This is a genomic window from Pseudomonas muyukensis (assembly GCF_019139535.1).
GTDB classification, from domain to species: domain Bacteria; phylum Pseudomonadota; class Gammaproteobacteria; order Pseudomonadales; family Pseudomonadaceae; genus Aquipseudomonas; species Aquipseudomonas muyukensis.
In genome coordinates, this window is sequence record NZ_CP077073.1 from 3,403,383 (window position 1) to 3,428,700 (window position 25,318).

Below are 25,318 nucleotides of genomic sequence, written 5' to 3' on the forward strand. Positions count from 1 at the left end.
TAGGCGCTGCAAGGGTTGTGGCGGGCTCTTGGTGGCCTTGATGCGGTCCTTTCCCAGTTGCCGGTCTGGGGAGGGTGTTGGCGTTGAGCGAGTCCGCCGTTAGCCATGCAGCGCCTATGAAACCGAGCGCCGCCCGCGCGGCGCTCGATCTGATAGGCGCTGCATATCTAACGGCGAACCCACATCACGCAGACTGCAATTACGATACAAATCGCTCCCACACCTACCCAATACAAGTCAAACCTCAGTCGTGGCCGGCCTGCGGCGCGATCACGCTGCCGCGCACCTTGTAGGACTTGCCGCGAAACAGCGCAATCAGCTCGCCCTGCTGGTTCTCGATGCGCACGTCGTAGTTGCCGGTGCGGCCCTTGCGGCTCAGTTCGCGGGCATGGGCAATCAGCCGGTCGCCGTGCCAGGCCGGTGCCACGTAGTCGATGCTGCAGCCCAGGGCCACGGCGGCTTCGTCGTAGCTGTTGCAGGCGAAGGCGAAGGCCGAGTCGGCCAGGGCGAACAGGTAGCCGCCGTGGCAGGTGCCGTGGCCCTGGATCATGTCGGCGCGCACGGTCATGCCCAGGCGGGCGCTGCCGGGGCCGGCAGCGAGTAGTTCGATGCCCAGCCCCTGGCTGGCGGCGTCGCGGGCGAACATGGCTTGGGCGCAGGCTTGGGCCAGGGCTTGGGGGGAGTGTTCAGGCATGCAGGCAGCCTCCTTCGGCGTGGGTGCGGCGCAGCAGCAGGGAAGGGCGATAGCGTGCCTCGCCGTAGCTGCGTTGCAGGTTGTCGAGCACCCGCAGGGTGAAGCCGACGCCGAGGCGATCGGCCCAGGCCAGCGGGCCACAGGGGTAATTGACCCCGGCGCGCATGGCCAGGTCGATGTCGCCAGCGCTGGCGACGCCTTGCAGCACGGCGTCGGCGGCTTCGTTGGCAAGGGTCACCACGGTGCGCAGCACCAGCAGGCCCGGCAGGTCGGCCAGCAAGCTGACCTTCAAGCCGGCCTGGCGTAGCAGCGCCACCGCCTGGTCACGCGCTTGAGGGGTGCAGTCAGCTGCCACGCTGATAGCGATGCGCGTGGCGCTGGCGTAGTCCAGGGCCAGGTCGAGCAACACCAGGTTGCGCAAGCCGTCCTCGCGGGCGCGCTGGCAGGCCAGGCGGCCATCGGACAAGGCCAGGGTGGCGTCGCCGACACGCAGCACGCCGGCACCAGCCCGCTCGCTGACGCCGATACCCTGGCCGCGCAAGCGCTCGAGCAGCGGCTGCATCACGCCCAGGTGCCCCTCGACGACGCAGCGCTGCACCAGTGCCTGGCTGCCCAGCTCGTTGGCTGCAGGCGGCGCGCTGGCCTGGTCGTAACAATAGAAACCTCGGCCGCGCTTGCGTCCCAGGTGACCGGCATCGACCAGCGCCTTCTGCATCAGCGAGGGCTGGAAGCGTGGATCGCCGTAAAAGGCCTCAAACACCGAGCAGGTCACGGCATGGTTGACGTCATGGCCAATCAGGTCGGTCAGCTCGAAGGCGCCCATGGCAAAGCCACCAGCCTCCCGCATCACGGCATCGAGGGTGGCACAATCGGCGGCGCCTTCCTGCAACAGGCGCAGGCTCTCGGCATAGAACGGCCGGGCGACCCGATTGACGATGAAACCTGGTGTCGAGCGGACCTGCACCGGCTGCTTGCCCCAGGCCTTGGCCGTGGCGTACAGCGTCGCGGCCAGTTGCGGATCGCTGGCCAGGCCCGACACCACCTCCACCAGTGGCATTCGCGGCGCGGGGTTGAAAAAATGCATGCCCAGCACCCGCTGCGGCTGCTGCAAGCCGGCGGCGAGGCTGTCGATCGACAGGGACGACGTGTTGCTGGCAAGGATACAGTCCTTGCCGCACAGGGCTTCGAGTTCGCGCAGCAGCGCTTGCTTGCTGGCGAGGTCCTCGACGATGGCCTCTATCACCAGGCGTGCTTCGCCCAGGGCGTCGAGGCTGTCGATCGGTTGCAATCGCTGGCAGATGGCAACCTGGGTGCGGGGGCTCAGCCGACCTTTCTCCACCAGGCGCGCCAGTTGTCGGTCGATGCCTCGCACCGCATCGGCTGCCGCGCCAGGGCGGTTGTCGTAGAGGCGCACGCGGTGGCCGGCCTCGGCCGCGACCTGGGCGATGCCTGCGCCCATGGCCCCGGCGCCGATCACCGCGACCAGGGCCGCGCTGTCGAGGGCGGCCATGCTCAGCGGCCCTTGAACACAGGGGTGCGCTTATCCATGAAGGCACCGACGCCTTCGCGGTAGTCCTCGCTGCGCCCGGCCAGGCGTTGCAGGTCGCGTTCAAGCTCCAGCTGCTGGTCGAAACTGTTATCGAAGCTCTGGTTGAGGGCGCGCTTGATCAGGGCCAGGCCGTAGGTGGGCTGGGTGGCGAGCTGGCGGGCCAGGGCCAGCGCCTCGTCACGCAGCGCGGCATCGTCCACCACCTGGTGGATCAGCCCCCATTGCTCGGCCTGCTCGGCGCTCAGGCGAGTGCCGAGCATGGCCAGCGCCTTGGCCCGGGCCATGCCGATCAGCCGCGGCAACTGCCAGGTACCGCCAGAGTCCGGCACCAGGCCGATCTTGCAGAACGCCTGGATGAAACTGGCCGAGCGCGCCGCCAGGACCAGGTCGCAGGCCAGCGGCAGGTTGGCACCGGCGCCGGCCGCCACGCCGTTGACTGCGCAGATCACCGGCAGCGGCAGGTCGCGCAGGCTGCGCACCAGGGGGTTGTAGAAGTTATCGATGGCTTCGGCCAGGTCGGGCATCTGCGCGCCCGGCGCTACGCTGCGGTCCGACAGGTCCTGGCCGGCGCAGAAGCCACGGCCTTCGGCGGTGAGCAGCAAGACCCGGGCGTGCTCGCTCTGGCGCACCTGGCGCAGGGCTTCGCGGACCTCCAGGTGCATGGCGGTGTTGAAGCTGTTCAATTGCTCGGGCCGGTTCAGCGAGAGCAGGGCAACGCCGTCGGCGTCGATGGAAAACAGGATGTGCTCGAAAGGCATGGGGTGCTCGCTTGGTTGTGTCGATGGGAGGGTGCGCATTATGATACTCAAATGTATCTCATGTATTGCAGTAATGTATCTTGTTTTTGGTAAGGGCAAGGCGTTGGGTATGTGGTGCCTTTGAGATCGAGCGCCGCCCGCGCGGCGCATCGCGGATGAATCCGCTCCTACATTTGTTGCAACGTGGCCATGTCTGAGAGGCCATGGTTGTTAGCCTGGTGCGCTCGACGCGGTTTTTGCGTGGGCGTTGCCGCCGCCCCGCCTTTCTTGCGCCCTGCGCCAAGGCTGGCAACCATGGCCTGACAGGTTCGGTACGTTGCAACAGATGTGGGAGCGGATTCATCCGCGATGCGCCGCGCGGGCGGCGCTCGATCTGATAGGCACGGCAAGGCCAACGCCCTGCACCCAAAAACGATACAAAACCAGATGAAACGAGCAAGTAACAGCAACCAATAGACCCTCCATCCACCCCGCTAACCACATCGAGCCCTGCGCCCATGCCCTGCTACCGCCTCGACGGCCTCACCCCGGTGATCCACCCCAGCGCCTACGTCCACCCCAGCGCCGTACTGATCGGAGACGTGATCATCGGTGCCAACTGCTATGTCGGCCCACTCGCGGCACTGCGCGGCGACCTGGGGCGCATCGTCATGGAGGAGGGCGCCAACCTGCAGGACACCTGTGTGATGCACGGCTTCCCCGGTGGCGACACGGTGATCGAACGCAACGGACATATCGGCCACGGCGCCGTCATCCATGGCTGCCGGATCGGCGAGGATGCCCTGGTGGGCATGAACGCGGTGGTGATGGACGGCGCACACATCGCCCCGCGCTCCATCGTCGCCGCCACGGCCTTCGTCAAAGCCGGCTTCCAGTGCCCTGAGCAAAGCCTGGTGGTGGGCGCCCCAGCCGTGGTCAAGCGCCCGCTCAGCGACCAGGAACTGGCCTGGAAGCGCCGCGGCACGGCGGAGTACCACCGCCTGACGCAGCGCTGCATGGCAGGCCTGGTGGAGTGCGCGCCGCTGTCTGCCGCCGAGCCGCAGCGTCCGCGCATGGGCGATTCCGGGGTGCGGCCCAAGGCCGAGGGTGGCGCATGAGCCTTGCGCGGTCGCGGCAGGCAGGTATAGTCGAGGCTTTAGCCGTGCCTCGTCCCCTCATGAGCAGCCTTGCCCCCCTGAATCACCTGATCACCCGCTTCCAGGAGCAGACACCGATCCGCGCCAGTTCGCTGATCATCACCCTGTACGGCGATGCCATCGAGCCCCACGGCGGCACGGTGTGGCTGGGCAGCCTGATCAACCTGCTGGAACCGATGGGCATCAACGAACGGTTGATCCGCACCTCGATCTTCCGCCTGACCAAGGAAGGCTGGCTAACCGCCGAGAAGGTCGGCCGGCGCAGTTACTACAGCTTGACCGGCACCGGCCGGCGGCGTTTCGAGAAGGCCTTCAAGCGCGTCTACAGCGCCAACCTGCCGGCGTGGAACGGCGCCTGGACGCTGGTGTTGCTCAGCCAACTGGAGGCGCCCAAGCGCAAGGCCGTGCGCGAAGAACTGGAGTGGCAGGGGTTTGCCGCCATGGGCCCGAACCTGCTGGGTTGTCCGCGCAGCGATCGTAGCGACCTGGCCGCCACGCTGCGCGAACAGGACGCCGAGGATGGCAGCATCGTGTTCGAGACCCAGGCCCAGCAGGTGCTGGCCTCCAAGGCCCTGCGCGCCCAGGTGCGGGAAAGCTGGAACATCGACGAACTGGGGCAGCACTACAGCGAATTCATTCGTTTGTTCAGGCCACTTTGGCAAGCCATGAAAGCGCTGCAAGCACCTGAGCCGCAGGATTGTTTCCTCGCCCGCATGCTGCTGATTCACGAGTACCGCCGGCTGCTGCTGCGCGACCCGCAGTTGCCGGAAGAACTACTGCCCGGCGATTGGGAAGGGCGCGCCGCCCGGCAACTGTGCCGCAACCTGTATCGCCTGGTGCAGGCCAGGGCAGAGGAGTACCTAGCCGATGCGCTGGAAACGGCGGATGGGCCGTTGCCAGATGCCAACGAGAGTTACTTCCGCCGCTTTGGTGGGCTGGAGCCATGAGTGAAGCCGGCAGCGCGGGGCTTAACTGCGAAACGCATTGATATGAGCCCTGGTTTTCTGAATATTGGCCGTGGCCATTGTGTAGGTATTCATATAGTCATTTTTGAGCGCCCAGCCACCGGATAAAGGGTGCCTAATGACATCTATTTTTACACCGACATCCTGTCCATTTATGCCCCTGTCCTTCCTAGGTTGAGTCGTCCACCCCCCCGGCCCCAAGTCGCCCAGCCGTGTACCGGCTTGCATGTACTGGACGCTCCTGCCATGGGTTTCGAACCCTTCCATGATGGATGCATGCAACTCGATTAAATAACCCTCAGCCCGCGCAAGGCTCTCGAGCATGGTGTCGATCAACTGCTCTTTTGTCAGTTTTGACGCCTTGAGAAGGTCTTCGACGGCATGGATGAAGCCAGAGAATGGGATAGATAAGCCCATGGCTGCGTCACCGGCTTGTGTAATGGGCAGAACCACAGAGGTTTCGCCTCCAGCACGCTGCAGCGCATCGGTAAGACGGTCATTGGTACCACTGTCGCTCAGCTTGTCGCGGACTTTTTCGGGATGAAGCTTGTCCTTGAGAAAGTCTGTTGCCACCTCGCCTGCACCACGGGTTTGTTTTTTCATTTGATCGGCTATTTTTATGTTGGGGGTAGCCGGCACTTTTGGCAGGATGGCTTTTACCCCTTCTTTTGCCAGCAAATTCCCCAGGTAGGCCCCCTTGGGTCCCGCCACCACCAAGCCTGCAATACCTCCCAGCTTTCCGTAGAGCGTGGCAAGAATCTCCGCACCGACGGTGTAGGTAAAAGCAAAGGCAATCGCGGATCTTTTATTTTTCAGGAAAGCGGCAACGTGTTCGTGGGTCTCTTGGACAATACGTGAAGCAGCAGCTACACCCTGCATCTTGTGATACATCTCGTGGACGCTAATCGCATCCAGGCCGCTGTCATCGCTGAATGTCGTGGGATTGTTTCTTGCCATCGCGTACAAGTTGAGCCCATCGACGGCGCCTGCCGGATCGGCACTCAACCAACGCCCAAACGGCTGGTAGTAGCGATAGCCGTAGTAGTACAGGCCCGTGGCATCGCGCTCCTTGCCCGAGTAGCGCACGGTCTTGTAGTCAGCCTCCACCTGGCTGCGCGCGGACCAGACCGCAGTACCGCCGTAGGGGTAGTATTCCTCTTGGCTAATGACCAACCCTTTGTCGTCCAGCTCCAGGCAACTGCTGCCGATGAGGTTGTCGTAGCTGTAGCGCAGGCCATCATTGGCAATGCCCCCCGGCAGCCCGCTGTCCCAATGCAGCGCCCGCACTTGCGCGCGCGCCGCCTGGCCAACCGTCACCACCTGCAGCGCTTCCTTGGGCACGTCATCCTGGTGGCGCGTGCGGACTTCCAAACCCGGCAGGTAGAGCACACGCTGACGATGGGTCACCGCCTTGGCTTCGCGGCTGGAGGCTTTGACAATGCGCAGGCCGTCAGCGCCGTAGCGGTAGCTTTCCTGGTCATCCAGGCCCGCGACATCGCGCGCAACGGGGGTCACCCGCAACAGCTGTTCACGCCAGGTCCAATCCAGTGTCTGCCCAGGCTGCAACTGACGCTGGTTGCCTGCGGCATCGAAGAAGCTATCGACCAGCGCCGGATCCGTGGTGAGGGTGTCTGGGACCGCGCGGTTGCTATGGCCGGATACCGTCAGGCTGAAGGTGAAGTCGTGCTCGGCGACGTCGCTGGTGTGGGCCGTGCTCAACAGGTTGCCGCCCCGATCGTAGGCATAGCGACGGGTGTAGTTGGCGTAGCTGCCATCGTTGACGGCCACGGGCAGGGCCGCTGGGCGCTGGCGGTTGTGTCGTCCTGAACCAGCCATTTCGCGGCCTGTGGCCGTGATCAGCTGGTACAAGGTGTCATAGCCATAGGTGTTGACCGCCTCGATGGCGCGGTTGCGGGCGAAGCGCCTGGCCTCGGCGGCATTGCTCACACGCAGCACGTTGCCAACCGGATCGAACGCATAGTGCAGGTCCTGCAGTACGGTTGCCTTTGCCGAGTGCTCGGTCTTCAGCCGTAGCAGCCGCTGGGTACGGGGCTCATAGGTAAAGTGGGTGACCACGTCGTTGGCATGGGCTTCGCGCAGCTTCTGGCCGGCGGCAGAGTAGCTGAGCGATGTGAGGACTGGCCGTTCGCCCATGCCCTTGAGGGCGAGGAGGGTGCCCGCCAGGCTTGCGGTGACGTCATAGTGGTGGCGTTGCCCATGCCCCTGGGCATCGACCTGGGTCAGCGGCGCCCCGGTTGCATCAACGCTGCAGCTGCTGGTGAATACATCAGGGGCGAGCAGGTCTGCCCAGGTGGCTTCGTCCGCGCCTTGCCAATCTGCGCTGTCGCCGTCCTCGAGCAGTTGTCGAGTGGCCGAAAGCGTCGCGCCGGTCAAACCCAGGCTGTCGAGTTGCTGCCGGCCGGCGGTGTCGTAGTGCCGGCTCAGTTGCCCGGCCAGGTTGCGCGCCTTCGCTGCCGGGTCGTTGGCCGCCCAGACCAGCCGCTCGGTTATCTGCGCGGGTGCGGCGGGCAGTTGCTCATCGACCTGGAGCAAACGCCCGGGCTGCGGCGCCTGTTCATAGTGCCAGCGGCGCATGACGCCTGTGGCGCCGACCCGCAGCAGCGGGCGACCGGCGCAGTCATTCAAGGTGATTACATTGCCAGCGTCGACGCTTTGGCTGGCAAGCACTGCGCCGGTAAATGCCGGCTGCAGGACCAGGTTGGCTTTTACGCTCGGGTCTGTCTGCTGGAGCGCGGCAAGCCTGGGGTCGATGCTTTGTACCGGATGGCCTAGGGCGTTGCACCGGTGTGCGGTGATGCGCGTATCCAAGCCTGGCAGGTCAGGATGCCGGCAATAGCGTATTTCGCGAAGGACCTCTGCGCGATTGCCCTGTACAGTCACAGAGGGCGTGCCTTTATGGAGCGCATGATTGTCAGCCACCGGGTCCACCCTCATTTTTTGTATGCAGCCGCGTATAACGTCACCTTGGTTCGGGTGCGTCGTATATGGTTTTGAGCTTGCTCATAGTTCTCCATATAGGCGCGCTTGCTGATCCACTCGTTCTTTCTGGTCGCGCGCGTCAATACGGAAACCTTGATACCGATGTCCTGCTCACTGGCGGTGGGAGGCGCTGCCAGCCACTGCCCCTTGTACAGCCCAATAGGCACCCCTTCATTGTCAAAGGCTTTCAGCACCTCGTCGTTCAACTGTTGCAGATACTGCTCCAGCCTGGAGAGGTCCTCCAGCATCGACTTCATCAGTTCAGGCTTCGACAGGTTGGCCGCTTTGCGGATCAACTTGCTGGCGTTGTAAACGGCCATGAAGGGCAGGGATACAGCTGTGCCGGAAAAGTAGCCAAGCATCTTGTTCAGCCCTGCGTTGACGAGCGTGTCACGCAATCCGCCTTCTTTCACATAACTCACGGCCTTCAGCTTCAGTTTGCTGAAGAGGCTTCGCGTCTGGCTCTCGACCATCGCTTGCACGTTGGTATCAGGGAGCGGCCGAGGTACCGCGCCCGATACACTGATAGCCAGACTGGTCGTCGTGCTCGCAGCGGTGCCTACCAGGGGGTTGCCACTCAAGCCGGTTCCCAGTGCCCCAACAAAACTATTGAAGAATTCCGCCGTGATCATCGAGACCCCGCCCAGCACGACGGTTCTGGACTTTGATTTGACGAAGCCGGCTACCGCTTCTTCCGCGTCATGAACGATGCCGATCGTCGCCTTGACCGCGCTGTACTTGTTGTACACGTCTTCATCTTTTTCGCTGTCACCGGGGGCCAGCCCAAGGAGATCCTTCAGCGTCGCCGGGTTGTTGCGGACCATTCGGTACAAGTTGAGCCCATCGACGGCGCCTGCCGGATCGGCACTCAACCAACGCCCAAACGGCTGGTAGTAGCGATAGCCGTAGTAGTACAGGCCCGTGGCATCGCGCTCCTTGCCCGAGTAGCGCAGCGTCTTGTAGTCAGCCTCCACCTGGCTGCGCGCGGACCAGACCGCAGTACCGCCGTAGGGGTAGTATTCCTCTTGGCTAATGACCAACCCTTTGTCGTCCAGCTCCAGGCAACTGCTGCCGATGAGGTTGTCGTAGCTGTAGCGCAGGCCATCATTGGCAATGCCCCCCGGCAGCCCGCTGTCCCAATGCAGCGCCCGCACTTGCGCACGCCCCGCCTGGCCAACCGTCACCACCTGCAGCGCTTCCTTGGGCACGTCATCCTGGTGGCGCGTGCGGATTTCCAAACTCGGCAGGTAGAGCACGCGCTGACGATGGGTCACCGCCTTGGCTTCGCGGCTGGAGGCTTTGACAATGCGCAGGCCGTCAGCGCCGTAGCGGTAGCTTTCCTGGTCATCCAGGCCCGCGACATCGCGCGCAACGGGGGTCACCCGCAACAGCTGTTCACGCCAGGTCCAATCCAGTGTCTGCCCAGGCTGCAACTGACGCTGGTTGCCTGCGGCATCGAAGAAGCTATCGACCAGCGCCGGGTCCGTGGTGAGGGTGTCTGGGACCGCGCGGTTGCTATGGCCGGATACCGTCAGGCTGAAGGTGAAGTCGTGCTCGGCGACGTCGCTGGTGTGGGCCGTGCTCAACAGGTTGCCGCCCCGATCGTAGGCATAGCGACGGGTGTAGTTGGCGTAGCTGCCATCGTTGGCGGCCACGGGCAGGGCCGCTGGGCGCTGGCGGTTGTGTCGTCCTGAACCAGCCATTTCACGGCCTGTGGTCGTGATCAGCTGGTACAAGGTGTCATAGCCATAGGTGTTGACCGCCTCGATGGCGCGGTTGCGGGCGAAGCGCCTGGCCTCGGCGGCATTGCTCACACGCAGCACGTTGCCAACCGGATCGAACGCATAGTGCAGGTCCTGCAGCACGGTTGCCTTTGCCGAGTGCTCGGTCTTCAGCCGTAGCAGCCGCTGAGTACGGGGCTCATAGGTAAAGTGGGTGACCACCTCGTTGGCATGGGCTTCGCGCAGCTTCTGGCCGGCGGCAGAGTAGCTGAGCGATGTGAGGACTGGCCGTTCGCCCATGCCCTTGAGGGCGAGGAGGGTGCCCGCCAGGCTTCCGGTGACGTCATAGTGGTGGCGTTGCCCATGCCCCTGGGCATCGACCTGGGTCAGCGGCGCCCCGGTTGCATCAACGCTGCAGCTGCTGGTGAATACATCAGGGGCGAGCAGGTCTGCCCAGGTGGCTTCGTCCGCGCCTTGCCAATCTGCGCTGTCGCCGTCCTCGAGCAGTTGTCGGGTGGCCGAAAGCGTCGCGCCGGTCAAACCCAGGCTGTCGAGTTGCTGCCGGCCGGCGGTGTCGTAGTGCCGGCTCAGTTGCCCGGCCAGGTTGCGCGCCTTCGCTGCCGGGTCGTTGGCCGCCCAGACCAGCCGCTCGGTAATCTGCGCGGGTGCGGCGGGCAGTTGCTCATCGACCTGGAGCAAACGCCCGGGCTGCGGCGCCTGTTCATAGTGCCAGCGGCGCATGACGCCTGTGGCACCGACCCGCAGCAGCGGGCGACCGGCGCAGTCATTCAAGGTGATTACATTGCCAGCGTCGACGCTTTGGCTGGCAAGCACTGCGCCGGTAAATGCCGGCTGCAGGACCAGGTTGGCTTTTACGCTCGGGTCTGTCTGCTGGAGCGCGGCAAGCCTGGGGTCGATGCTTTGTACCGGATGGCCCTGGGCGTTGCACTGCTGGCGGGTGATGCGCGTGTCCAGCCCCGGAATCTCGGGGTGGCGGCAATAACGAATTTCACCGACAGCTTCGCCACGGTTGCCGCGCACGGCGACCGATGGGGTGTCGCGATCCAGTGCTCCACGGCCCATATGCTTGATCCTTGAGCATGCCGACGGACAGTGGAGGACAGCTTAGGCTGCAAGCCCGAGCACCGCACCTGATAGAAATAACAGGTGCGGTGCAATTCAAGGGTTAGCCCCGTCGATCGAAGAAGTGCCCCATCAGCTGAAGCAACGGCCGCCGACGATTTTTTCGGGCAAAGGCCCATTCATGGATTTGCGAAGGCTCATGGCCAACCTCCTGTTCGTGCAGCAACCTGTTGACCTCGGGCAGGCGGTACCAAGGCACGGAAGGGAAGGCGTGGTGGACGATGTGCAGGTTGAAGTTGAGGATCACGAAACGTGACCACAGCGGCAGGCTCTTGCAGTCATGGGACACCTGGTCCTGCTCCCAGAACTGCAGGCGCTCGGCATCCCTGGCCAGCAGGGGCGCCTCGGCATGGTGCGGCAAGTTGAGCAGTTCGACCATGAAGAACAGGAACACCCAGACGATCAGGTAGAACGACAGCAGATCCAGCAGGTGCCCCAGGCTCAAGGCCAGCGCCGCCGCCACCCCGTACCCCAGCAGGTACAGCTGGGCGAAACGCACCTCCTTGAGCAGCCGTGGCGAATCATCGCCCTTGGCCCTGGCGATGAACGGTGCGCGCCAGTTGAGCAGGAAATGGTTGGCGGCGATCATCGGGATCCAGTGCTTCCAGATGAACTCCAGCGTGCGCTCTTGTTTCTTGGTCATCACCGCGAACTTCTCGATCATGCCGCGGTTTTCTGGATCGTTCAGCGGGTGTGCGGTCCAGGTGTGGTGGGCCATGTGGAAGCGCCGGCGGACCAGGAACGGCAAGGCGATCAGCCAGCCACTGCAATGGCCGATGAAGTCGTTGAGTCGCCTGTTCTGCGCGGCCGCGCCGTGCAAGGCCTCGTGCAGGATCAGGTAGACCTGCACCGTGGCGAACCCTGCCAGCACCAGCCCCAGCACCTTGAGCAGCAGGGCATCCGTCAGCCACAGGTTCCAGGCGAGCACCAGCAGCAACAGGTCGGCCAGCCACAACATGACGGTCCAGGGTTCCTTGGCGCCGTCGGGGATCTGCTGGCGAGCGGCCAGCCATTGGTCTTTGGTCATTGTCTTGATTCCGTGAAAGAGTGGGCGTCAGGCATGCGCCTGGGCAAGGCGCAGCCCGCACAGGCGCTTGGCCAGCTGGGCATAGGCCAGGTCGAAGAAGGTCACCTGGTCGTCGAAACCGTGGCTGCGCGGGCGGCTGGCGAAGGTCTGCAGCACCAGTTGGATGCAGTCGTAGCGTGCGCCGCCCTCGAGGTGCCAGGCGGGCAGGTAGGCCGTGATGGCGAACCCCAGGCCGACCAGGCCGGCGAGCAGCTCCAGCTTGTCGGCAAGAATCTGTACGCAGACGTACTGCAAATCTGGCGATTGGCGCAGCAGGCTGTTGATCTCGGCCAGCGCACGCGGCTGCGGCAGGTAGCCGCCCGCCTGGCCCGACAGCGTCAGGGTGCTGTTGTCGGGGTCGTGGCAGTAGAGCAACTGGCCATGGCTCGCCAGGCTGGCCGGGCCACTGAGGCAGGTCTGCGGATAAGTGCCTGGCCTGGCTTCAAGGCCAAGCGCCGGATACAGGTGCTGGCTGATCACCTCTGTGCCGGGGGCGCGCGCGTACCACGGGGCGATATGCCGCAAGCCAGCCAATTTGGCAGGGAGCAGGGCGGTCAGGTGGTATTCGCGAATGCCGTCCACCGTGTCGGGACCGCCGTCGTGGCCCACCAGTACGCCAGGCCGGAGCTTGAGCATCAAGGCATGGCTGGCGATGTTGCGGGTGACGTAGAACCCCAGCTCCATGGGCTGTGGGCGATGGCTGTCGAAGCTCAGCTCGATCAGCTTGGAAATGGCGCCGGTCCTGCGCGCGGCGGGATGGACCACGCCGTGACAGACCTCCCAGGACTGGTTCCAGGGGCGCCGGGCAATGCAACCGCAACCCATGATGATCGAATCAAGTTCCACCACATACCAGAGTTGTAGCCCGGACATCAGCGAATCGCGTATATAACCGGGACTTTGGCAGGGGTGAGTGGTATTACCATAAACCGTCTGAAACAGTTCGGCCAGGCGTGCGCTATCCTTGAGCGCAGCGGGTCGATAACTGAATGGATCATTGTTATTGCCGATATCCCCGCAAAGGGATACCGCATTGCGCGCATGGTGTTTCAAGGTCATGGCACACCTCTATATGGGTATTGTCGGAAACGCCAACGCGGTGACGACTGCAGGGCAGGTCACAGGCAGGCAAGACGGTGCCGAACAGTCGCGGATCTCAGCTGCGCCTTGACCGTGATGGGTGGCAAGCCCGCGCGGTCGCATGGGCCTTTGAGGGAGGTGAGGCGTGGGTTTTCCGATAACGCGGCTGTGCATCATCCCTGTGCATGAACATCCAATAACTCCTGTATTACGTAGTTGCCTTGAACAGGCCCTGGGAATCCTTCCGCAGGGCACGTCCGACTATAGATCGTCATTGCCCGCTGTCAAACCCGCTATATATGAGTAATCCAAAAGGAGGTTTACTCAACTAAATGGTTATTTAGTTGAGTTATATTTCAGGGGCATGAAAACGAGGGCAGGGTGTATCTGACCTATAAAGGTTACAGACCCTTCATTTAATATGGCAAACCTTCAAAGGAATGGGACGCCTGCATGCGCCGGTTCACCGTAGCGCCATTGCTGCTCCCCATGATCGCCTGGGGCGATTGCGCCCAATACCTGCAAGCCTGGGCCCAGACCCTGCATCCGACGCTCAAGCTCGACAGCGAGCATGCCGTGTGCAAGGTCAATCCAGCGGCTGCCAGCCTGCTCCTGACAGCCTTGCCAATGAAGGTGGACGTCGATGAAGACGGCCAAGGTGATTATGGCCTTGAGGTGCTGGTGGCTTTGAGGTGCTGGTGGCCGATGCCAGCAGCGGCAAGATCCTGGCCCACCGTTATCAACGCGCCGCGATTGTTTCTGACGCGATGCGTTAACCAGGCCTTGAGCCTCTATGTGAAAGACGCTTCGCAACTGCGCCAGATCATGGGCCACCTGGTGGTCGCCGAGAGCCACGGCGAGTGGGATGGTTTGTGTGCCGGGGATTTCAGCGAGACAACGCGGACCTTGGCCATCGGCAAATCAGGCAAGAATGGTTTCGCCAGCTTGCGCGTGACTGAGGTGTCGAGCGCAAGACAGCGCGTGCTCAAGGGCGAGCATGATTGCCAGGGCATCCCGGGCGAACCGCGCACGACGCTGTTCAGCTTGGATTATGACGGCAGGCGCTATGCGCTGCCGAAGGCTTTGACGTATCAGTGAACGGGACCGGAGCGTGGCTGAGGCATTGTTGGGGGCTGAAATCTGGCCTCCCACTGGGCGTGGTGCTTAATACGAATGTGCGCATAATGTATATTATGTTAAATTGCGTAATCTCGCCAGGCCGCTTCAGCGAGCATTAAGCGATCTCTGTCGCCCATCCTTTCGAGCTCATGAACGTCCAAGCAAATGTCTTAGGGTTTTTCAATTTTCCCTCAACCCTCACATTTGGGTTTTCATGGCTGCTGCGTTTCACGCACAAACTCGATCAGTGCCTGTAGCGCTGGCGGTACGTGACGCCGGCTCGAGTAATAGATAAAAAACCTGCTTGGCAGGACTTTCCAGTCTTCAAGGATTTCCTCCAGTTGCCCCTGAGCCATGCACTCCCTGACCATTTCTTCATACACATACGCGATCCCGGCACCGTCCTTCGCGGCTTGGATCATCAAGGTGTCATCTTCCAATATCAACGGTCCTGCCACGGCCAGGCGCATGGGCCGGCCCTCGGCAAGATATTCCCACTTGTACAGTTTGCCGCTTGGGAAACGCCTGCCGATGCAGGTGTGCTCAAGCAGCCTCTGTGGCGTGTCCGGTGTCCCGTGCTTGCTGAGGTAACCGGGGGCGGCAACGGTGACAAATCCCTGTGGTGAGCCGACCGGGACGGCGATCATGTCCCCGGCAAGGCTCTCGCCGAAGCGCACGCCTGCATCGAAACCTTTGTCGATGATGTCGCTCAATCCATCGTCAGTCACCAGCTCCACGTTGATACGTGGGTAGGCGGCAATGAATGGCGCCAGCAGTGGCGCAATGACGAGGCGAGCTGCAGGTCGCGATACGTTCAGTCGCAGCGTACCGGTGGGAACTTCCTGTTTGAAGGTCAGCTCATGCAGCCCTTTGGCGACCTCCGCCAACGCTGGAACCAGCGTGGCGAGCAGTTGATTGCCCGCTTCAGTGGGCGTCACGCTGCGAGTGGTACGGTTGAGCAGCCTGACCCCCAACCTGCCCTCCAGGGCGCGCATGGCGTGGCTCAGGGCCGATGCCGATACGCCTCGCTCGTCGGCTGCTTTACGAAAGCTGTGATGGCGAGCCACTGCGGCGAAGGCGTCGAGTTCGGAAAGATCACATGGGGTTTTCATGAATAGAATTCAGCAGTTCAAACACGATTGGCTATCTTATCGTCGGTAACCTTCTGATGGACACTTTGCGCATCAATCGACGTGAGGTGTTTATGCAAAAGAATCGACTGGGTACATCCGAGTTGCTGATTTCGCCAATTGGCATGGGCACTTGGGCCATTGCGGGGCAAGGGTGGGAGTTCAGCTGGGGGGCACAGGATGACCGCGATAGCCTGGCAGCGTTGGAGTACGCGCTAGAGCGTGGGGTCAACTGGATCGACACGGCGGCGGTCTATGGACTGGGGCATGCTGAACGATTGACGGGACAATTGCTGCGTCAAGTGCCAGCTTCGCGTCGTCCACTGGTATTCACCAAAGGCAGTCTGGTGTGGGATCCCGAGACCCTTGAGATCTCTCATTCGCTCGCCCCCCCGTCACTGATGAAAGAGATTGAGGACAGCCTGCGTCGCTTGCAGGTCGATGTCATCGACCTCTATCAGATTCACTGGCCAGCGTTCCCGGCAGATGGGACCAGCGAAGGCATCGAGGAGGCTTTGGCGACTTTGGCCCAGGCCAGGGCGCAGGGCAAGATAAGGGCAATTGGCGTGTCCAATTTCGATGTTCCCCAGCTTGAGCGAGCCCGCTCGATCACCGATATCGCCTCCCTTCAACCGCCGTATTCAGCGTTGATGCGTGATATTGAGGAGCAGATTCTGCCTTATTGCGCAACGACGCAGGTCGGCGTGATTGCCTACTCGACTTTACAATCTGGCCTACTGACGGGAAGCATGACGCGCGAGCGGATTGCACAGCTGCCCGACGACGACTGGCGAAAAACGCGCAGCGCCGACTTCCAGGAACCTCGCCTGAGCAAGAATCTCGCTTTGGTAGAAGTGATGGCAAACATTGGTGCCAGGCAGGGAGTCAGTGCGGCCGCCATCGCCATCGCTTGGGTACTGCGTGATTCGGCAGTCTCCGGCGCGATAGTGGGTGCACGCCGGCCCGAACAGGTGAACGGGTTGATCGATGCCATCAGCGTTCGTCTTGGCCAGGCTGAAATAGAAGAGATAAGCCACTATTTACCTGAAGGCATGGGTACTAACGTACCCAGCAGTGTGGCCTGAGCAAGCTAGTATCTGCCCGTTGATGCTCTGCGACGCGTGATCTGCGGAGTCAGCGAGTGACGCCTTGAGATCATGCTGGCTGATGGCCTGCTATCAGCCATAACAAGCGCGCTCGCCTCTTATGCGCCCGGCACATCCAAGGCAGCCTTGGCGTTTCTTACGCGCCGTCTCGACGCAGCCAGCGTTACCCGCTTTCTTGCGAGAACGATTGGCTCAGGAATGTCCCACCCATTCGCAACCATTGACCGCAAGTCGTAGCCCATCATGAAGAGCCCCGCTTCAAACCGGTGGCAGCGTTCTTCGAGGCTCGGCCCTGGGAAGATCTCACCGTGGGTTTCCAGCAAGTGGCGCACGATCCAACCGAGCTTTAACTGGCGGGCCGCCCATTCGTGTGGTTTTTTTCGATTCAACCGTTGCGTCCCCGAGTACTTGTCATCGAGCAACTGGGGGTTTCTCAGCTGTATCCCTGGGCCCTCATCCCAAGCAAAAATCTCGTGGTTGGCTGCAGGTCCACTGTGCGGACAGACACTCGATCGGTACAGGTGGTAAAGCGTCGCTGCGGCGGCGGCCACTCTCCCATCCAAGATAGGTGAACCGGTTTGGTCGAAGATGGCGTGGATCTTGGTCAGCCCGGAGTTAAATGCTGGAACGGATTTAATGGTGATACCGGATAGCCGATTGGCGCCGTCCAGTCGCAGCAACGCCTCGACGCTGTGCAGATACGTCAGCAGTTCACCGCTGTTTGCCAGTTCCGTCAGGAATGAGACAGACGCAGGTTTGAGAACCCCTCCCCATTCAAGGATCTCTTCGCATACGGTATACGCCGATTTCACGTCATTGCTTGCTGACGCAAGGCGTAGGCGTTCACGAAATGCCCGGAGGATAGCGCTCACCTGGTCCCACTCCCCCGCCCACTGATAAGCCTGCTGGGCACCCTCGATACCCACGACCTTTTTGTTCAGCCCTCCTTTTACATACTTGCTGCGAGCAAAACGCAGGTCGATGGGCAAGTCAGGCAGGGTCACCGCCATCCATGAGACAAAACCCTGCACATCATCAGACTTCAAAAATTCATCACGATTCATCCATTGCTCCGAGTCGTTTCTGCAAGAGGCTCTCGCCAGTGAACAATGATCTTATTCCTGCGATGCAAACACCCGCCGAATCTGCGCCACCACCTGCATCGTCGCTTCTTCCAAGCGCCCTTCGTTGCGACACAGCGCCCACCCTTGTTCCACAGCCACCCGCTCGAACGCCTCGGTACACGCTACATGTTCATCGAACGCATGCATCACCGTGCTGCGCAACCCACTGCTGCGTGCCGTCGCCCTGGCCCAGGAAATCTCCGGCGCCGTGACAACCCCCACATGCACATCCGGCACCCGCACATTGCGCTCGAGGTTCATCTGCAAGATCTCGGCAAACGGCACCAACCGGCGAAACGCGGCATCGGACGGATACCAGCGATCGATCAGGATGATGCTGCCCGCCGGCTGCTGGGTCAGCACCTGCTGCGAGATCCACGCGCGGCTATCGGCCAGGCGCTGGCAAACCCGCAGCTCCAACTCCCGGCACGGGTTCCTGACGAACTGGTTTACCAACGCCATGGTTTCTGCCCGGTAAGGATCGCGGTTTCTCTCGCTGATGCGAATCACCATCCTGTTGTCTGCCCGCAGCACCTGGGTGACGGCCTCCAGCAAGGTGGTCTTGCCGGTACCCTTGGGGCCATCCAGCGAAATGAACAGCGATCGACTCATGCTTCAGGCAACACTCGGGCAGGCATGGGAAAACACTCAAGGTGAAGGTGGCGCCGCTACATCAGGCAGTAGTACTCGCTGACCTCGGCGACGATCTGGCGTGCCGCATTGTACAGCCTGGCCTCCGGCGTCAACGCCATGGAGCGTGCCTCGAGCACGTAGCGTTGGCCAGCCTGGAAATGCGGGTACTGGAGGGTCAGGTAGCACTGGCGCACGGTGGTGCCGCCCATCAGGCCCATGCCGCCGCCACCGTTGGCCTCGTAATCGAAGCGCACCACCAGTTCATGGCTGCCGGGGCTGACCTGGAAGAAACGGCCCTCGCTCAGGCGCTGTCGATCCAGGCGTTCGGCCAGCAGCACACGGTCGTTGGGGAACGGCATCGACAAGTCGACCCAGGCCATCTGTGGGTCGGCGGCGGGCATGGGCGCCTGGCACGCGGGCGTCGCGGTGATGGCAAGCAACAACAGCATCAACCTGCGCATGATCAGTTCCTCATGGTCGGGTCGTATAGCTCAACTACAGGTTAAGTCTAGTTGAGCCATACCCACCCTCCTCCTACGCCTTCGACTTGCGCCGCCGCAGCCAGAGCCAGGCCAGCCCGGCCACGACCACCAAGCCGGCCGGCAGCACCTGGGCCTTGTAGGGCCGCAGCGTGGCACGCGCCTGATCCAGTGACTCGGTCAGGTAACGCTTGTTGGCCTGGTCGAACCTGGGCTGTTCGCACTGCTTGCCGAAATCTTGCGCCCACATCACGAAGGGCCCTTGCTGGACGTAACGTTTATACAGGGCAATTTCCTGGTCGCTGCCCGCCACCCAGCCGGCCGCCGTGCACAGCACCGCCGCGAACGCCTGGCTGCTGTGGGGCAACTGGTCCGCGGCCTGGTTGGCCAGGTCGGCGGCGATATAACGGTAGTGGTAACGCGCGTCAGGCTTGGCTGCGCTCGCCAGTTGACGCTGCAGCTCGCCCGCGCCAATGAAGGGCCCTGGCTTGAGCTCGGCGCTGCCGAGGCTGTAGCTGCCGCCCAGCCAGGCATAGTCCGGCGCCATTTCGTAACCGAGAATCTCCATGCCTGCCGTGCGGGCCAGGGTTGCCGCCGCGTACAGCGCTTCGGCGCGGCCAGTGGCGGTCCAGCGCGAGTTGGCGTCCTGGCGGTTCTGGCCATAGGCCTTGGCGTCGGCTTGCAGCTGCGGCGTGGCGAAATACCCAGGCGCTTCGTTGTAACGCCCTTCGCGCAGCAAGCGCCGGCCCAGCAGCTCGCGCAACTGCGTGGCCACGGGTCGCGCTAGGTAACCGCCCTCCTCGGCCTGCACGGCTGGCGGCGCCGGCACCTGGGCATCAACGTAACCCTTGAGCTCGTCGACAGTCAGCACCCGTTCGGCGACGTTCGCCGCATCCTGCCAGTAGATGTCCTGGCTGCGGTACAGCAGGTCGAACGCTTGCAGGTAGTCGCCGCGCTCCAGCGCCAGGATCGCGCCCTCGCCTTCGACCCGGCAACCGGGCTTGACGCTTTCGTAGTCCCACGCCGGGGTTTGCCGCGCGCCCCACGACTCTTCACGGGGGAACGCCGCGGCAGCCTTGGCATAGGCCGCCGCGGCCTGGGCCTTGTCGCCCTCGCGCAAGGCCAGTTTGGCCCGCAGCCACCAGGCCAGGCCGGTGTCGCCTGCCTGTTGCAGGTAGTCCTTGGCCGCCGCGAAGTCACCCTGCTGGTAGCTCAGCGCCGCCAGCCGGTCGGCATCGTCCAGTTGCCCGCCGGCACTGGCCCGCAACAGGTCGGCCAGGCGTTGTTCCTGGGGCGGTTGCTGGCGCTCGTAATCCCAGCCGATATGGCTAAGCAGGTAGGCGGTCAGCAGCTTGCGCGGCAGCGGTTGCTGCAACTGCACCTGCAGTTGCTCATCGGGCATGGCCACCAGTTCGTCGGCCAGTTGCCGCAATGAACTATAGCCGCTGCCCGAGCCCAGGCGGCTCTGGTTGGCGTACAGCTGCACGGCGCTGTTCCAGTCGCCGGCCAGCTTGGCCAGGCGGGCTTCCTCGCCGAGGCTGGCAACGCCCAGCTCCAGCGGGTCGCTGAAACCTTCGGCACTGAGCGCCCGGGCCTGCTGGAACGCTTGCCGGGCCTGGGCTTGAAGCGCCTGCGCGGCATCGCCGGCCGCCTCGCTCTGGGCGGCCAGGGCACGTCCCCGTGAATACGCCGCCCAGGTACTGCGCAGCTTGCGTTGCTCGGCGGGCAAGGCCAGCACCTGGGCAAAATAATCCGCCGCCAGGCCATGCTCGTCGGTGTCGAAGGCTACCGCGCCAGCCAGGTACAGGCGCAGCTCAGCGGGCAGATCGGCGCCCTGCTCCATGACCTGTCGAGGGTCGTCAAGGCTGCGCAACTGCGCGACTTTCGCCTGCAGCGGCGCCGGCAGCTCGCTGGCCTCGGCCTGGCTGCGCTGCTCGCGATAAGGCCGGGCGTTGTCGTCGCTGTCCCAGTACGGGGTCAGGGTGATGTCGGTGGTGGGTTTGAGCCCCGCCACCTGCTGGCCCAGGCGGTTGACCTCGAAGGCAAAGTTGCCTTCTGGCAACTCGGCCAGGGTTTGTGCGCGGTCACCCAGCAACTGCATCGGGAAGTCGGGGCCGCAGGCCAGCGTTGCGCCGGCCGGCAGGCTCAGGGACAACGCCAGCAGGCGCCGGGGCCAGTTAGGGGTAGACATTCCACGCTCCTTGATCGATGCCATGGCAGCGTGCCCAACCCAGGGCGCGCCGGCCGCCAGCGGCGATGCGCGCGCTGGACTGGCGGTTGAACAGCAAATGTTCGGGGGACTGTTGCAGGCGGTAGCCGTTCACGCCGTCCGCGGCGTCGCACAGCTCGACGGCAAGGGCCACCTGGGCGGGCAACGGCAGGTCGAGGTTGCCGACGTTGGCCAGGCTGATGTCGTACAGCCCCGCCTGCTCCGACAGCTCGACCCGCCACTGGCTGGCGAGCACTTCGCCGCGCGCCACGGCCTTGAGGGTGGTCAGGCTCCAGGCGCGGCGGTCGCCAGGCAATGGCAGACGGAACCAGATCAGCCCGGCCAGGTGCGCAGGCGCCTGGTTGCGCAGTTGCCGGCCCAGGTCGGCCAGCTGCTGCGGATCGGCCAGCAGCTCGTGGCGCTCGCCGGCTCGGTTCAAGGGGACTTCGCTTTCCACCACCGGCGCGCCACCGGTATCAGGCAGCAGCGCGACGCCATAGGCAGGCAAGGCCAGATAGAACGGTTTGGCGCTGACGTGGCTCCAGCGTTCGGCCCATTGCCTGGCCTGCACCGGGTCGAACAGGCCGCGGCGTGGATCGCTGACCGCGTGTACCTGCAGCACGCTGCTGTCCACCGCCTGCAACAGCGCGGGCAGGTGCGGGCTGGCGAGCCAGGCCGGCAAGGCAGTGATGCTGAGCTTCATGGCGGGCGGCAGTCGCTCGCGCAGGCTCAGGAGGAAGGCGGTATACCCAGGCAAGCGGGCGCTGGCGCTGTCATGGTCGATCTCCAACCCCTCTGGCGTCACGCCGGCGGCTTGCCAGTCCGCCAGCAGCCGGGCGATCTGGGCTTGGGCGGCGGCAAGGTCGAGCGCGGGAAGCTGGCCGTCCAGGCGCACCACCGCGATCAGCGGGCGGCCATCAACCTTGAGCCGGGGCAGGTCGACCAGCGCCCTGCTCCACCCCGCCTTGGGCTGGGCCTGCAGCGCCAGCACCCTGAGGGTCGAGAAATCCGCCCGGCTGTCGGCCAGGGCCTGGGCGTGGGCCGGGCGCCATTGGCGCTGCCAGATATACAGTTGCTGGTCCAGGGGCGGCGCGGGGTCCGGCTGGCAGCCGGCGAGCGCGGCAAGAACGAAACAGCCGAGCAGGCGGCGCACGGGCGACTTGGTGGGCATACAGTCCTTTGTCTGGCGCGGTTGGGTGCCGTTGCGAGGGGGCGATAGTACCTCAACGCAGCACCCGGCGAACACCTCGGGGCCAGACAGTGTGCGACTGCCGATAGGCGTATTGTTGCGTACTTGCCCTGGCTCCTATCCAATAGGCAGGCGCATGGTGAGCGTCTCAAAAGCCTTGATACGCGTTCATGCTGCGTTGAAAACAGCTTCGCCTACCCTTCGTCCCAAGACTTTTCACACTAGAGACCGCCCTGTGCACCCTCTGCCACGCAAGGACCGCTGCAACTATGCCGGATACATGGACCCTGTATGCATTGATCGACGAAAACGCCTGGGATACCGGCGATGAGCGAACGCTGGTGCTCGACGGTGTCGAAGCAGGCTCATTCAGCCGCGCCGGGAGAACGCTTTTCGCCAATGAAGCGTTATGGGAGCCCGAGACCTGGCTGATTGCCCTGGATTCCCCCGTGACCTTTCCAGCCTTGGCCAATGTGACGGCACACGCCTTTGGTGAAGGCGTTTGGTACAGGGTGACCTTCCAGCGAACCGCTCTCGCCGATGCCAATGGTGCGCTCTATCCCCTGCAGGCATCGCCGGACACCCCACGGGAGCGCGTCAAGGTCACACAGGTCGAAGAGCTCAACGACATCCGCATCCGCAACAAACTCGAGCGGTTTGCTCGTTTGCAAGGTGGGCCGCGTGCGACCAAGGCCGAAGTCAAAGCGTTGCTCGACGCCGCTGGAGCCGATATCGCCGAGCCAATGCTCGTCGTCTATGACGTCGGCCAGGGCAACTGCAACGCGCTGGTCGATGCGGGCGCATGCCCTGGATCACCGCCCAAGGTGCATCTGTTCTTCGATTTCGGTGTGCCAACAGGATGGAATTACCCAACCTTGCCGACCCCTGCCCTGGACCCGTTATCCTCCCCGCCTGCCACCCTGCCGCCTCCGGTCGTTCTGTCCCATTGGGACATGGATCACTGGGCGGCCGCGGTGGGGGGCGGGCCGCACTATGGCAGAACCGGCGCGGTGATCCACTGGGATTCGCGTGCAATCGCAGATCGTAAATGGCTCGTTCCCAGCCGAGGTCGAGGCGGGCTGGGCCAGCGCCTTACACCCACTGCTTGGCGGCTGGCGCTGGCCCTGCACCGGCATGGCAACCTGATGATCTGGCCGACCTTGATGAACTCGGTACGTTCCGCCGCTGGTCACTGGATCATCAAGTGCGTGCCGCAGCCCGGGGTCAAATGGGACAACAATAATACGGGGCTGGCCTTGTCGGCACTGCTGTGCACGCGCTATGGCGATCATGCGCTATGCCCTGGCGATGCCGAATACTCATCCATACTGACCAACGCAAGCCAACCGATGGAGATCTTCCATCTGGTCGCCAGCCATCACGGCGCCAACCTGACCCACGCTCACGCCATTCCCGATGCGTACTACAGTGGGATGTCCACACTCGCCTTTTCTCACGGTGCGCAGTATGGGCATCCCAAAGCGGGGGCAATAAGCGATCACCTTTCCCACGGTTGGAACATTCAGCACGAGACCCATAACCGGCGTGCGCTTGCGGGTTTCACTCATGGCACGGTTGGGCTGTCGTACTGGCAGCGCAAGGTCACCCACAAGATGTGCAGTGGTTGCGCTTCCAGGATTGCCACCTGTCCTGTCTGGGTATAAGCCCTGTTAATAGCGTCACGCGGTCCAATGGCGATCAATGACTTGCGCCGCGATCGTCCGCCTGTGCTCGACCCGCTGCCTGGAGTTTCCAGTAGAGGATCTGCTGCTCACTAGCTCCTGGCGCATACCTGCGCGGCATCGAGCAAGCGCCCATGGTCGTACCAGGCGTTGCGCTGGTAGGCCGCGTACGGGTGCTGGCCACCAGTGGCGCTGACCTTGACCAGGCCGTCGGCCTTGTTCGGGTCGGTGCTGGCAAGGTACAGCTCCAGCCCATCCTGGTTCTGCACCAGGAAGGTCTGTACCGAGCCTGGCAGCTCACTTTTCACGCAGCCCAGGTAGCGCGACGGGCTTTTCGCCGTGGCGCCGAAGGTGTTGTCGTGGCCTGCGCGTATATCCGGGTCATGCGCGCAACCGGCCAGTAGCATGCCGGCGGCCAGGGCCAGGCCTGTCATCGAGCGTTTCATCTAACCTCCGATCCCCCAGGGCAAGGGCTGGACCGATACCTGCCTTTTTAATAGTTAGCTCACGATTACCAAGACTAGCCTCTGCGGGCGCGGCCCGTTAGGCCAGTTGGTTATGGGGCAACGCCTGCTCGGCACCGTCGTGCAGCCCTTGGGCAGAGCGCTATGGGGCTACAGGCGCAGACCATCAGTCACCGACTCTGACATGTTTATTTTCACCGTATTGATTTGTGAAATTAAACGTGTCATTTTGCATTTCGCCGATGCCACCGCTGGCCGGTACCGCCCTACCCACCGGAGTCGAAAACATGAACAAGACCGGACTTCCCCTCGCGCTGGCACTCTGTGCCTTGAGCGCATTCGCCCAGGCCGAGCAGGACAGCCTGCGCATCGGCATCGAGGCCGCCTACCCGCCCTTCTCCTACCGCACCCCCGCCGGCGAGCTGGCCGGCTTCGACTACGACATCGGCAACGCCCTGTGCGCGCAGATGCAGGTGAAATGCCAGTGGGTGATCCAGGAGTTCGACGGCATGATCCCATCGTTGAAAGTGCGCAAGATCGACGCGGTGCTGTCGTCGATGTCGATCACCGAAGACCGCCTCAAGTCAGTGGACTTCACCGACCGCTACTACCACACCCCCGGCAAGTTCGCGATGAAGGCTGGCAGCCAGCTGCACAACCCGGCCTTGGAGCTCAAGGGCAAGCGGGTCGGGGTGCAGCGCGCCTCCACCTACGACCGCTTCGCCACCGAGCAGCTCGAACCGGCCGGCGTCGAGATCGTGCGCTACGCGGCGCAGAACGAGGCCTTCCTCGACCTGACCGCCGGGCGCCTGGATGCCACCCTGGCCGACAGCGTCAATACCGAGGAAAGCTTCATCAAGACCGCCGCCGGCCAAGGCTTCGCCCTGGTCGGGCCGGACATCAACGACCCGCAGTATTTCGGCCGTGGCGCCGGCATCGCCGTGCGCAAGGGCGATAGCGCCAACCTGGCGCGCTTCAACGCCGCCATCGCCGCGATCCGCGCCAACGGCACCTACCAACAGGTGCAGAGCAAGTACTTCCCGTTCGATATCTACGGCCAATAAAGGGTGC

Annotated in this window: 20 protein-coding genes; 6 read left to right on the forward strand and 14 right to left on the reverse strand. The window is 63.2% G+C overall.

Features of this window, described 5'->3' with window-relative positions; genetic code table 11:
- Positions 1-244: 244 nt before the first annotated feature.
- The 3 genes from paaI to paaG are packed head-to-tail and all read right to left on the reverse strand — an operon-like array spanning position 245 to position 3,001.
- Positions 245-694: a hydroxyphenylacetyl-CoA thioesterase PaaI gene (paaI, locus tag KSS95_RS15235; RefSeq protein WP_217847906.1), complete on the reverse strand. Its 450-nt coding sequence runs from the start codon at positions 692-694 to the stop codon at positions 245-247.
- Positions 687-2,204 (reverse strand): 3-hydroxyacyl-CoA dehydrogenase PaaH, encoded by a 1,518-nt coding sequence (gene paaH, locus KSS95_RS15240; protein ID WP_217847907.1) that lies wholly within the window; start codon positions 2,202-2,204, stop codon positions 687-689. The genes paaI and paaH overlap by 8 nt, the downstream gene beginning before the upstream one ends.
- 2 nt (positions 2,205-2,206) lie before the next feature.
- Positions 2,207-3,001, reverse strand: coding sequence for a 2-(1,2-epoxy-1,2-dihydrophenyl)acetyl-CoA isomerase PaaG (gene paaG / locus KSS95_RS15245; protein ID WP_217847908.1), 795 nt, complete (start codon positions 2,999-3,001; stop codon positions 2,207-2,209).
- 497 nt (positions 3,002-3,498) lie between these two features.
- Here paaG and paaY point away from each other — a divergent pair, with 497 nt between their 5' ends.
- Positions 3,499-4,098: a phenylacetic acid degradation protein PaaY gene (gene paaY / locus KSS95_RS15250; RefSeq protein ID WP_217847909.1), complete on the forward strand. Its 600-nt coding sequence runs from the start codon at positions 3,499-3,501 to the stop codon at positions 4,096-4,098.
- A gap of 59 nt (positions 4,099-4,157) precedes the next feature.
- Positions 4,158-5,084, forward strand: coding sequence for a phenylacetic acid degradation operon negative regulatory protein PaaX (gene paaX, locus KSS95_RS15255; RefSeq protein ID WP_217847910.1), 927 nt, complete (start codon positions 4,158-4,160; stop codon positions 5,082-5,084).
- Between the two features lie 21 nt (positions 5,085-5,105).
- Here the strand turns inward: paaX and KSS95_RS15260 are convergent, their stop codons facing one another.
- The 4 genes from KSS95_RS15260 to KSS95_RS15275 all read right to left on the reverse strand — a co-directional run bounded on the left by KSS95_RS15260 (position 5,106) and on the right by KSS95_RS15275 (position 12,905).
- Entirely contained in the window at positions 5,106-8,042 is a 2,937-nt protein-coding gene (locus tag KSS95_RS15260; RefSeq protein WP_217847911.1) for an RHS repeat domain-containing protein, read from the reverse strand.
- Between the two features lie 11 nt (positions 8,043-8,053).
- Positions 8,054-10,906: an RHS repeat domain-containing protein gene (locus tag KSS95_RS15265; RefSeq protein ID WP_217847912.1), complete on the reverse strand. Its 2,853-nt coding sequence runs from the start codon at positions 10,904-10,906 to the stop codon at positions 8,054-8,056.
- A gap of 103 nt (positions 10,907-11,009) precedes the next feature.
- Positions 11,010-11,993 (reverse strand): fatty acid desaturase family protein, encoded by a 984-nt coding sequence (locus tag KSS95_RS15270; protein WP_217847913.1) that lies wholly within the window; start codon positions 11,991-11,993, stop codon positions 11,010-11,012.
- A 27-nt stretch (positions 11,994-12,020) separates the two neighbouring features.
- On the reverse strand, positions 12,021-12,905 hold the full coding sequence (locus KSS95_RS15275; RefSeq protein ID WP_217847914.1) for a GNAT family N-acetyltransferase: 885 nt from the start codon (positions 12,903-12,905) through the stop codon (positions 12,021-12,023).
- A gap of 660 nt (positions 12,906-13,565) precedes the next feature.
- Between KSS95_RS15275 and KSS95_RS15280 the strand changes: the two genes are divergently transcribed.
- The gene (locus KSS95_RS15280) at positions 13,566-14,210 is read left to right on the forward strand and encodes a PA3715 family protein (protein WP_217847915.1); all 645 of its coding nucleotides are present in this window, start codon (positions 13,566-13,568) and stop codon (positions 14,208-14,210) included.
- 233 nt (positions 14,211-14,443) lie between these two features.
- Here the strand turns inward: KSS95_RS15280 and KSS95_RS15285 are convergent, their stop codons facing one another.
- Entirely contained in the window at positions 14,444-15,343 is a 900-nt protein-coding gene (locus KSS95_RS15285; RefSeq protein WP_217847916.1) for a LysR family transcriptional regulator, read from the reverse strand.
- A gap of 92 nt (positions 15,344-15,435) precedes the next feature.
- Here KSS95_RS15285 and KSS95_RS15290 point away from each other — a divergent pair, with 92 nt between their 5' ends.
- The gene (locus tag KSS95_RS15290) at positions 15,436-16,446 is read left to right on the forward strand and encodes an aldo/keto reductase (protein ID WP_217853995.1); all 1,011 of its coding nucleotides are present in this window, start codon (positions 15,436-15,438) and stop codon (positions 16,444-16,446) included.
- Positions 16,447-16,565: 119 nt separating this feature from the next.
- Here the strand turns inward: KSS95_RS15290 and KSS95_RS15295 are convergent, their stop codons facing one another.
- From KSS95_RS15295 to KSS95_RS15315, 5 genes are all read right to left on the reverse strand, one after another.
- A complete protein-coding gene (locus KSS95_RS15295) occupies positions 16,566-17,531 on the reverse strand; it encodes a hypothetical protein (RefSeq protein WP_217847917.1) in 966 nt (321 codons plus the stop codon).
- A 51-nt stretch (positions 17,532-17,582) separates the two neighbouring features.
- A complete protein-coding gene (locus tag KSS95_RS15300; RefSeq protein ID WP_217847918.1) occupies positions 17,583-18,203 on the reverse strand; it encodes a dTMP kinase in 621 nt (206 codons plus the stop codon).
- 56 nt (positions 18,204-18,259) lie between these two features.
- Positions 18,260-18,685: a PA0061/PA0062 family lipoprotein gene (locus KSS95_RS15305; RefSeq protein ID WP_217847919.1), complete on the reverse strand. Its 426-nt coding sequence runs from the start codon at positions 18,683-18,685 to the stop codon at positions 18,260-18,262.
- A gap of 73 nt (positions 18,686-18,758) precedes the next feature.
- Positions 18,759-20,894: a hypothetical protein gene (locus KSS95_RS15310; RefSeq protein WP_217847920.1), complete on the reverse strand. Its 2,136-nt coding sequence runs from the start codon at positions 20,892-20,894 to the stop codon at positions 18,759-18,761.
- A complete protein-coding gene (locus tag KSS95_RS15315) occupies positions 20,881-22,083 on the reverse strand; it encodes a DUF3142 domain-containing protein (RefSeq protein ID WP_217847921.1) in 1,203 nt (400 codons plus the stop codon). Before KSS95_RS15315 ends, KSS95_RS15310 begins: the two co-directional genes overlap by 14 nt.
- A gap of 314 nt (positions 22,084-22,397) precedes the next feature.
- Between KSS95_RS15315 and KSS95_RS15320 the strand changes: the two genes are divergently transcribed.
- Positions 22,398-23,765: a hypothetical protein gene (locus tag KSS95_RS15320; protein WP_217847922.1), complete on the forward strand. Its 1,368-nt coding sequence runs from the start codon at positions 22,398-22,400 to the stop codon at positions 23,763-23,765.
- 110 nt (positions 23,766-23,875) lie between these two features.
- Here KSS95_RS15320 and KSS95_RS15325 read toward each other — a convergent pair whose 3' ends face one another.
- Positions 23,876-24,229 (reverse strand): hypothetical protein, encoded by a 354-nt coding sequence (locus KSS95_RS15325; protein ID WP_217847923.1) that lies wholly within the window; start codon positions 24,227-24,229, stop codon positions 23,876-23,878.
- A 305-nt stretch (positions 24,230-24,534) separates the two neighbouring features.
- On the opposite strand from KSS95_RS15325, the gene KSS95_RS15330 reads away from it, so the two are divergent.
- Entirely contained in the window at positions 24,535-25,311 is a 777-nt protein-coding gene (locus tag KSS95_RS15330; protein WP_217847924.1) for an ABC transporter substrate-binding protein, read from the forward strand.
- Positions 25,312-25,318: the final 7 nt, after the last annotated feature.

Bases quoted from the DNA above. Each gene is read 5' to 3' on its own strand.
- KSS95_RS15275 (WP_217847914.1), bottom strand. From the start codon at position 12,905: ATGTCCGGGCTACAACTCTGGTATGTGGTGGAACTTGATTCGATCATC.
- KSS95_RS15300 (WP_217847918.1), bottom strand. From the start codon at position 18,203: ATGAGTCGATCGCTGTTCATTTCGCTGGATGGCCCCAAGGGTACCGGC.
- KSS95_RS15280 (WP_217847915.1), top strand. From the start codon at position 13,566: ATGCGCCGGTTCACCGTAGCGCCATTGCTGCTCCCCATGATCGCCTGG.
- KSS95_RS15295 (WP_217847917.1), bottom strand. From the start codon at position 17,531: ATGAATCGTGATGAATTTTTGAAGTCTGATGATGTGCAGGGTTTTGTC.
- KSS95_RS15270 (WP_217847913.1), bottom strand. From the start codon at position 11,993: ATGACCAAAGACCAATGGCTGGCCGCTCGCCAGCAGATCCCCGACGGC.
- KSS95_RS15310 (WP_217847920.1), bottom strand. From the start codon at position 20,894: ATGTCTACCCCTAACTGGCCCCGGCGCCTGCTGGCGTTGTCCCTGAGC.
- paaX (WP_217847910.1), top strand. From the start codon at position 4,158: ATGAGCAGCCTTGCCCCCCTGAATCACCTGATCACCCGCTTCCAGGAG.
- KSS95_RS15305 (WP_217847919.1), bottom strand. From the start codon at position 18,685: ATGCGCAGGTTGATGCTGTTGTTGCTTGCCATCACCGCGACGCCCGCG.
- paaI (WP_217847906.1), bottom strand. From the start codon at position 694: ATGCCTGAACACTCCCCCCAAGCCCTGGCCCAAGCCTGCGCCCAAGCC.
- KSS95_RS15325 (WP_217847923.1), bottom strand. From the start codon at position 24,229: ATGAAACGCTCGATGACAGGCCTGGCCCTGGCCGCCGGCATGCTACTG.
- KSS95_RS15330 (WP_217847924.1), top strand. From the start codon at position 24,535: ATGAACAAGACCGGACTTCCCCTCGCGCTGGCACTCTGTGCCTTGAGC.
- KSS95_RS15315 (WP_217847921.1), bottom strand. From the start codon at position 22,083: ATGCCCACCAAGTCGCCCGTGCGCCGCCTGCTCGGCTGTTTCGTTCTT.
- KSS95_RS15290 (WP_217853995.1), top strand. From the start codon at position 15,436: ATGCAAAAGAATCGACTGGGTACATCCGAGTTGCTGATTTCGCCAATT.
- KSS95_RS15265 (WP_217847912.1), bottom strand. From the start codon at position 10,906: ATGGGCCGTGGAGCACTGGATCGCGACACCCCATCGGTCGCCGTGCGC.
- paaY (WP_217847909.1), top strand. From the start codon at position 3,499: ATGCCCTGCTACCGCCTCGACGGCCTCACCCCGGTGATCCACCCCAGC.
- paaG (WP_217847908.1), bottom strand. From the start codon at position 3,001: ATGCCTTTCGAGCACATCCTGTTTTCCATCGACGCCGACGGCGTTGCC.
- paaH (WP_217847907.1), bottom strand. From the start codon at position 2,204: ATGGCCGCCCTCGACAGCGCGGCCCTGGTCGCGGTGATCGGCGCCGGG.
- KSS95_RS15285 (WP_217847916.1), bottom strand. From the start codon at position 15,343: ATGAAAACCCCATGTGATCTTTCCGAACTCGACGCCTTCGCCGCAGTG.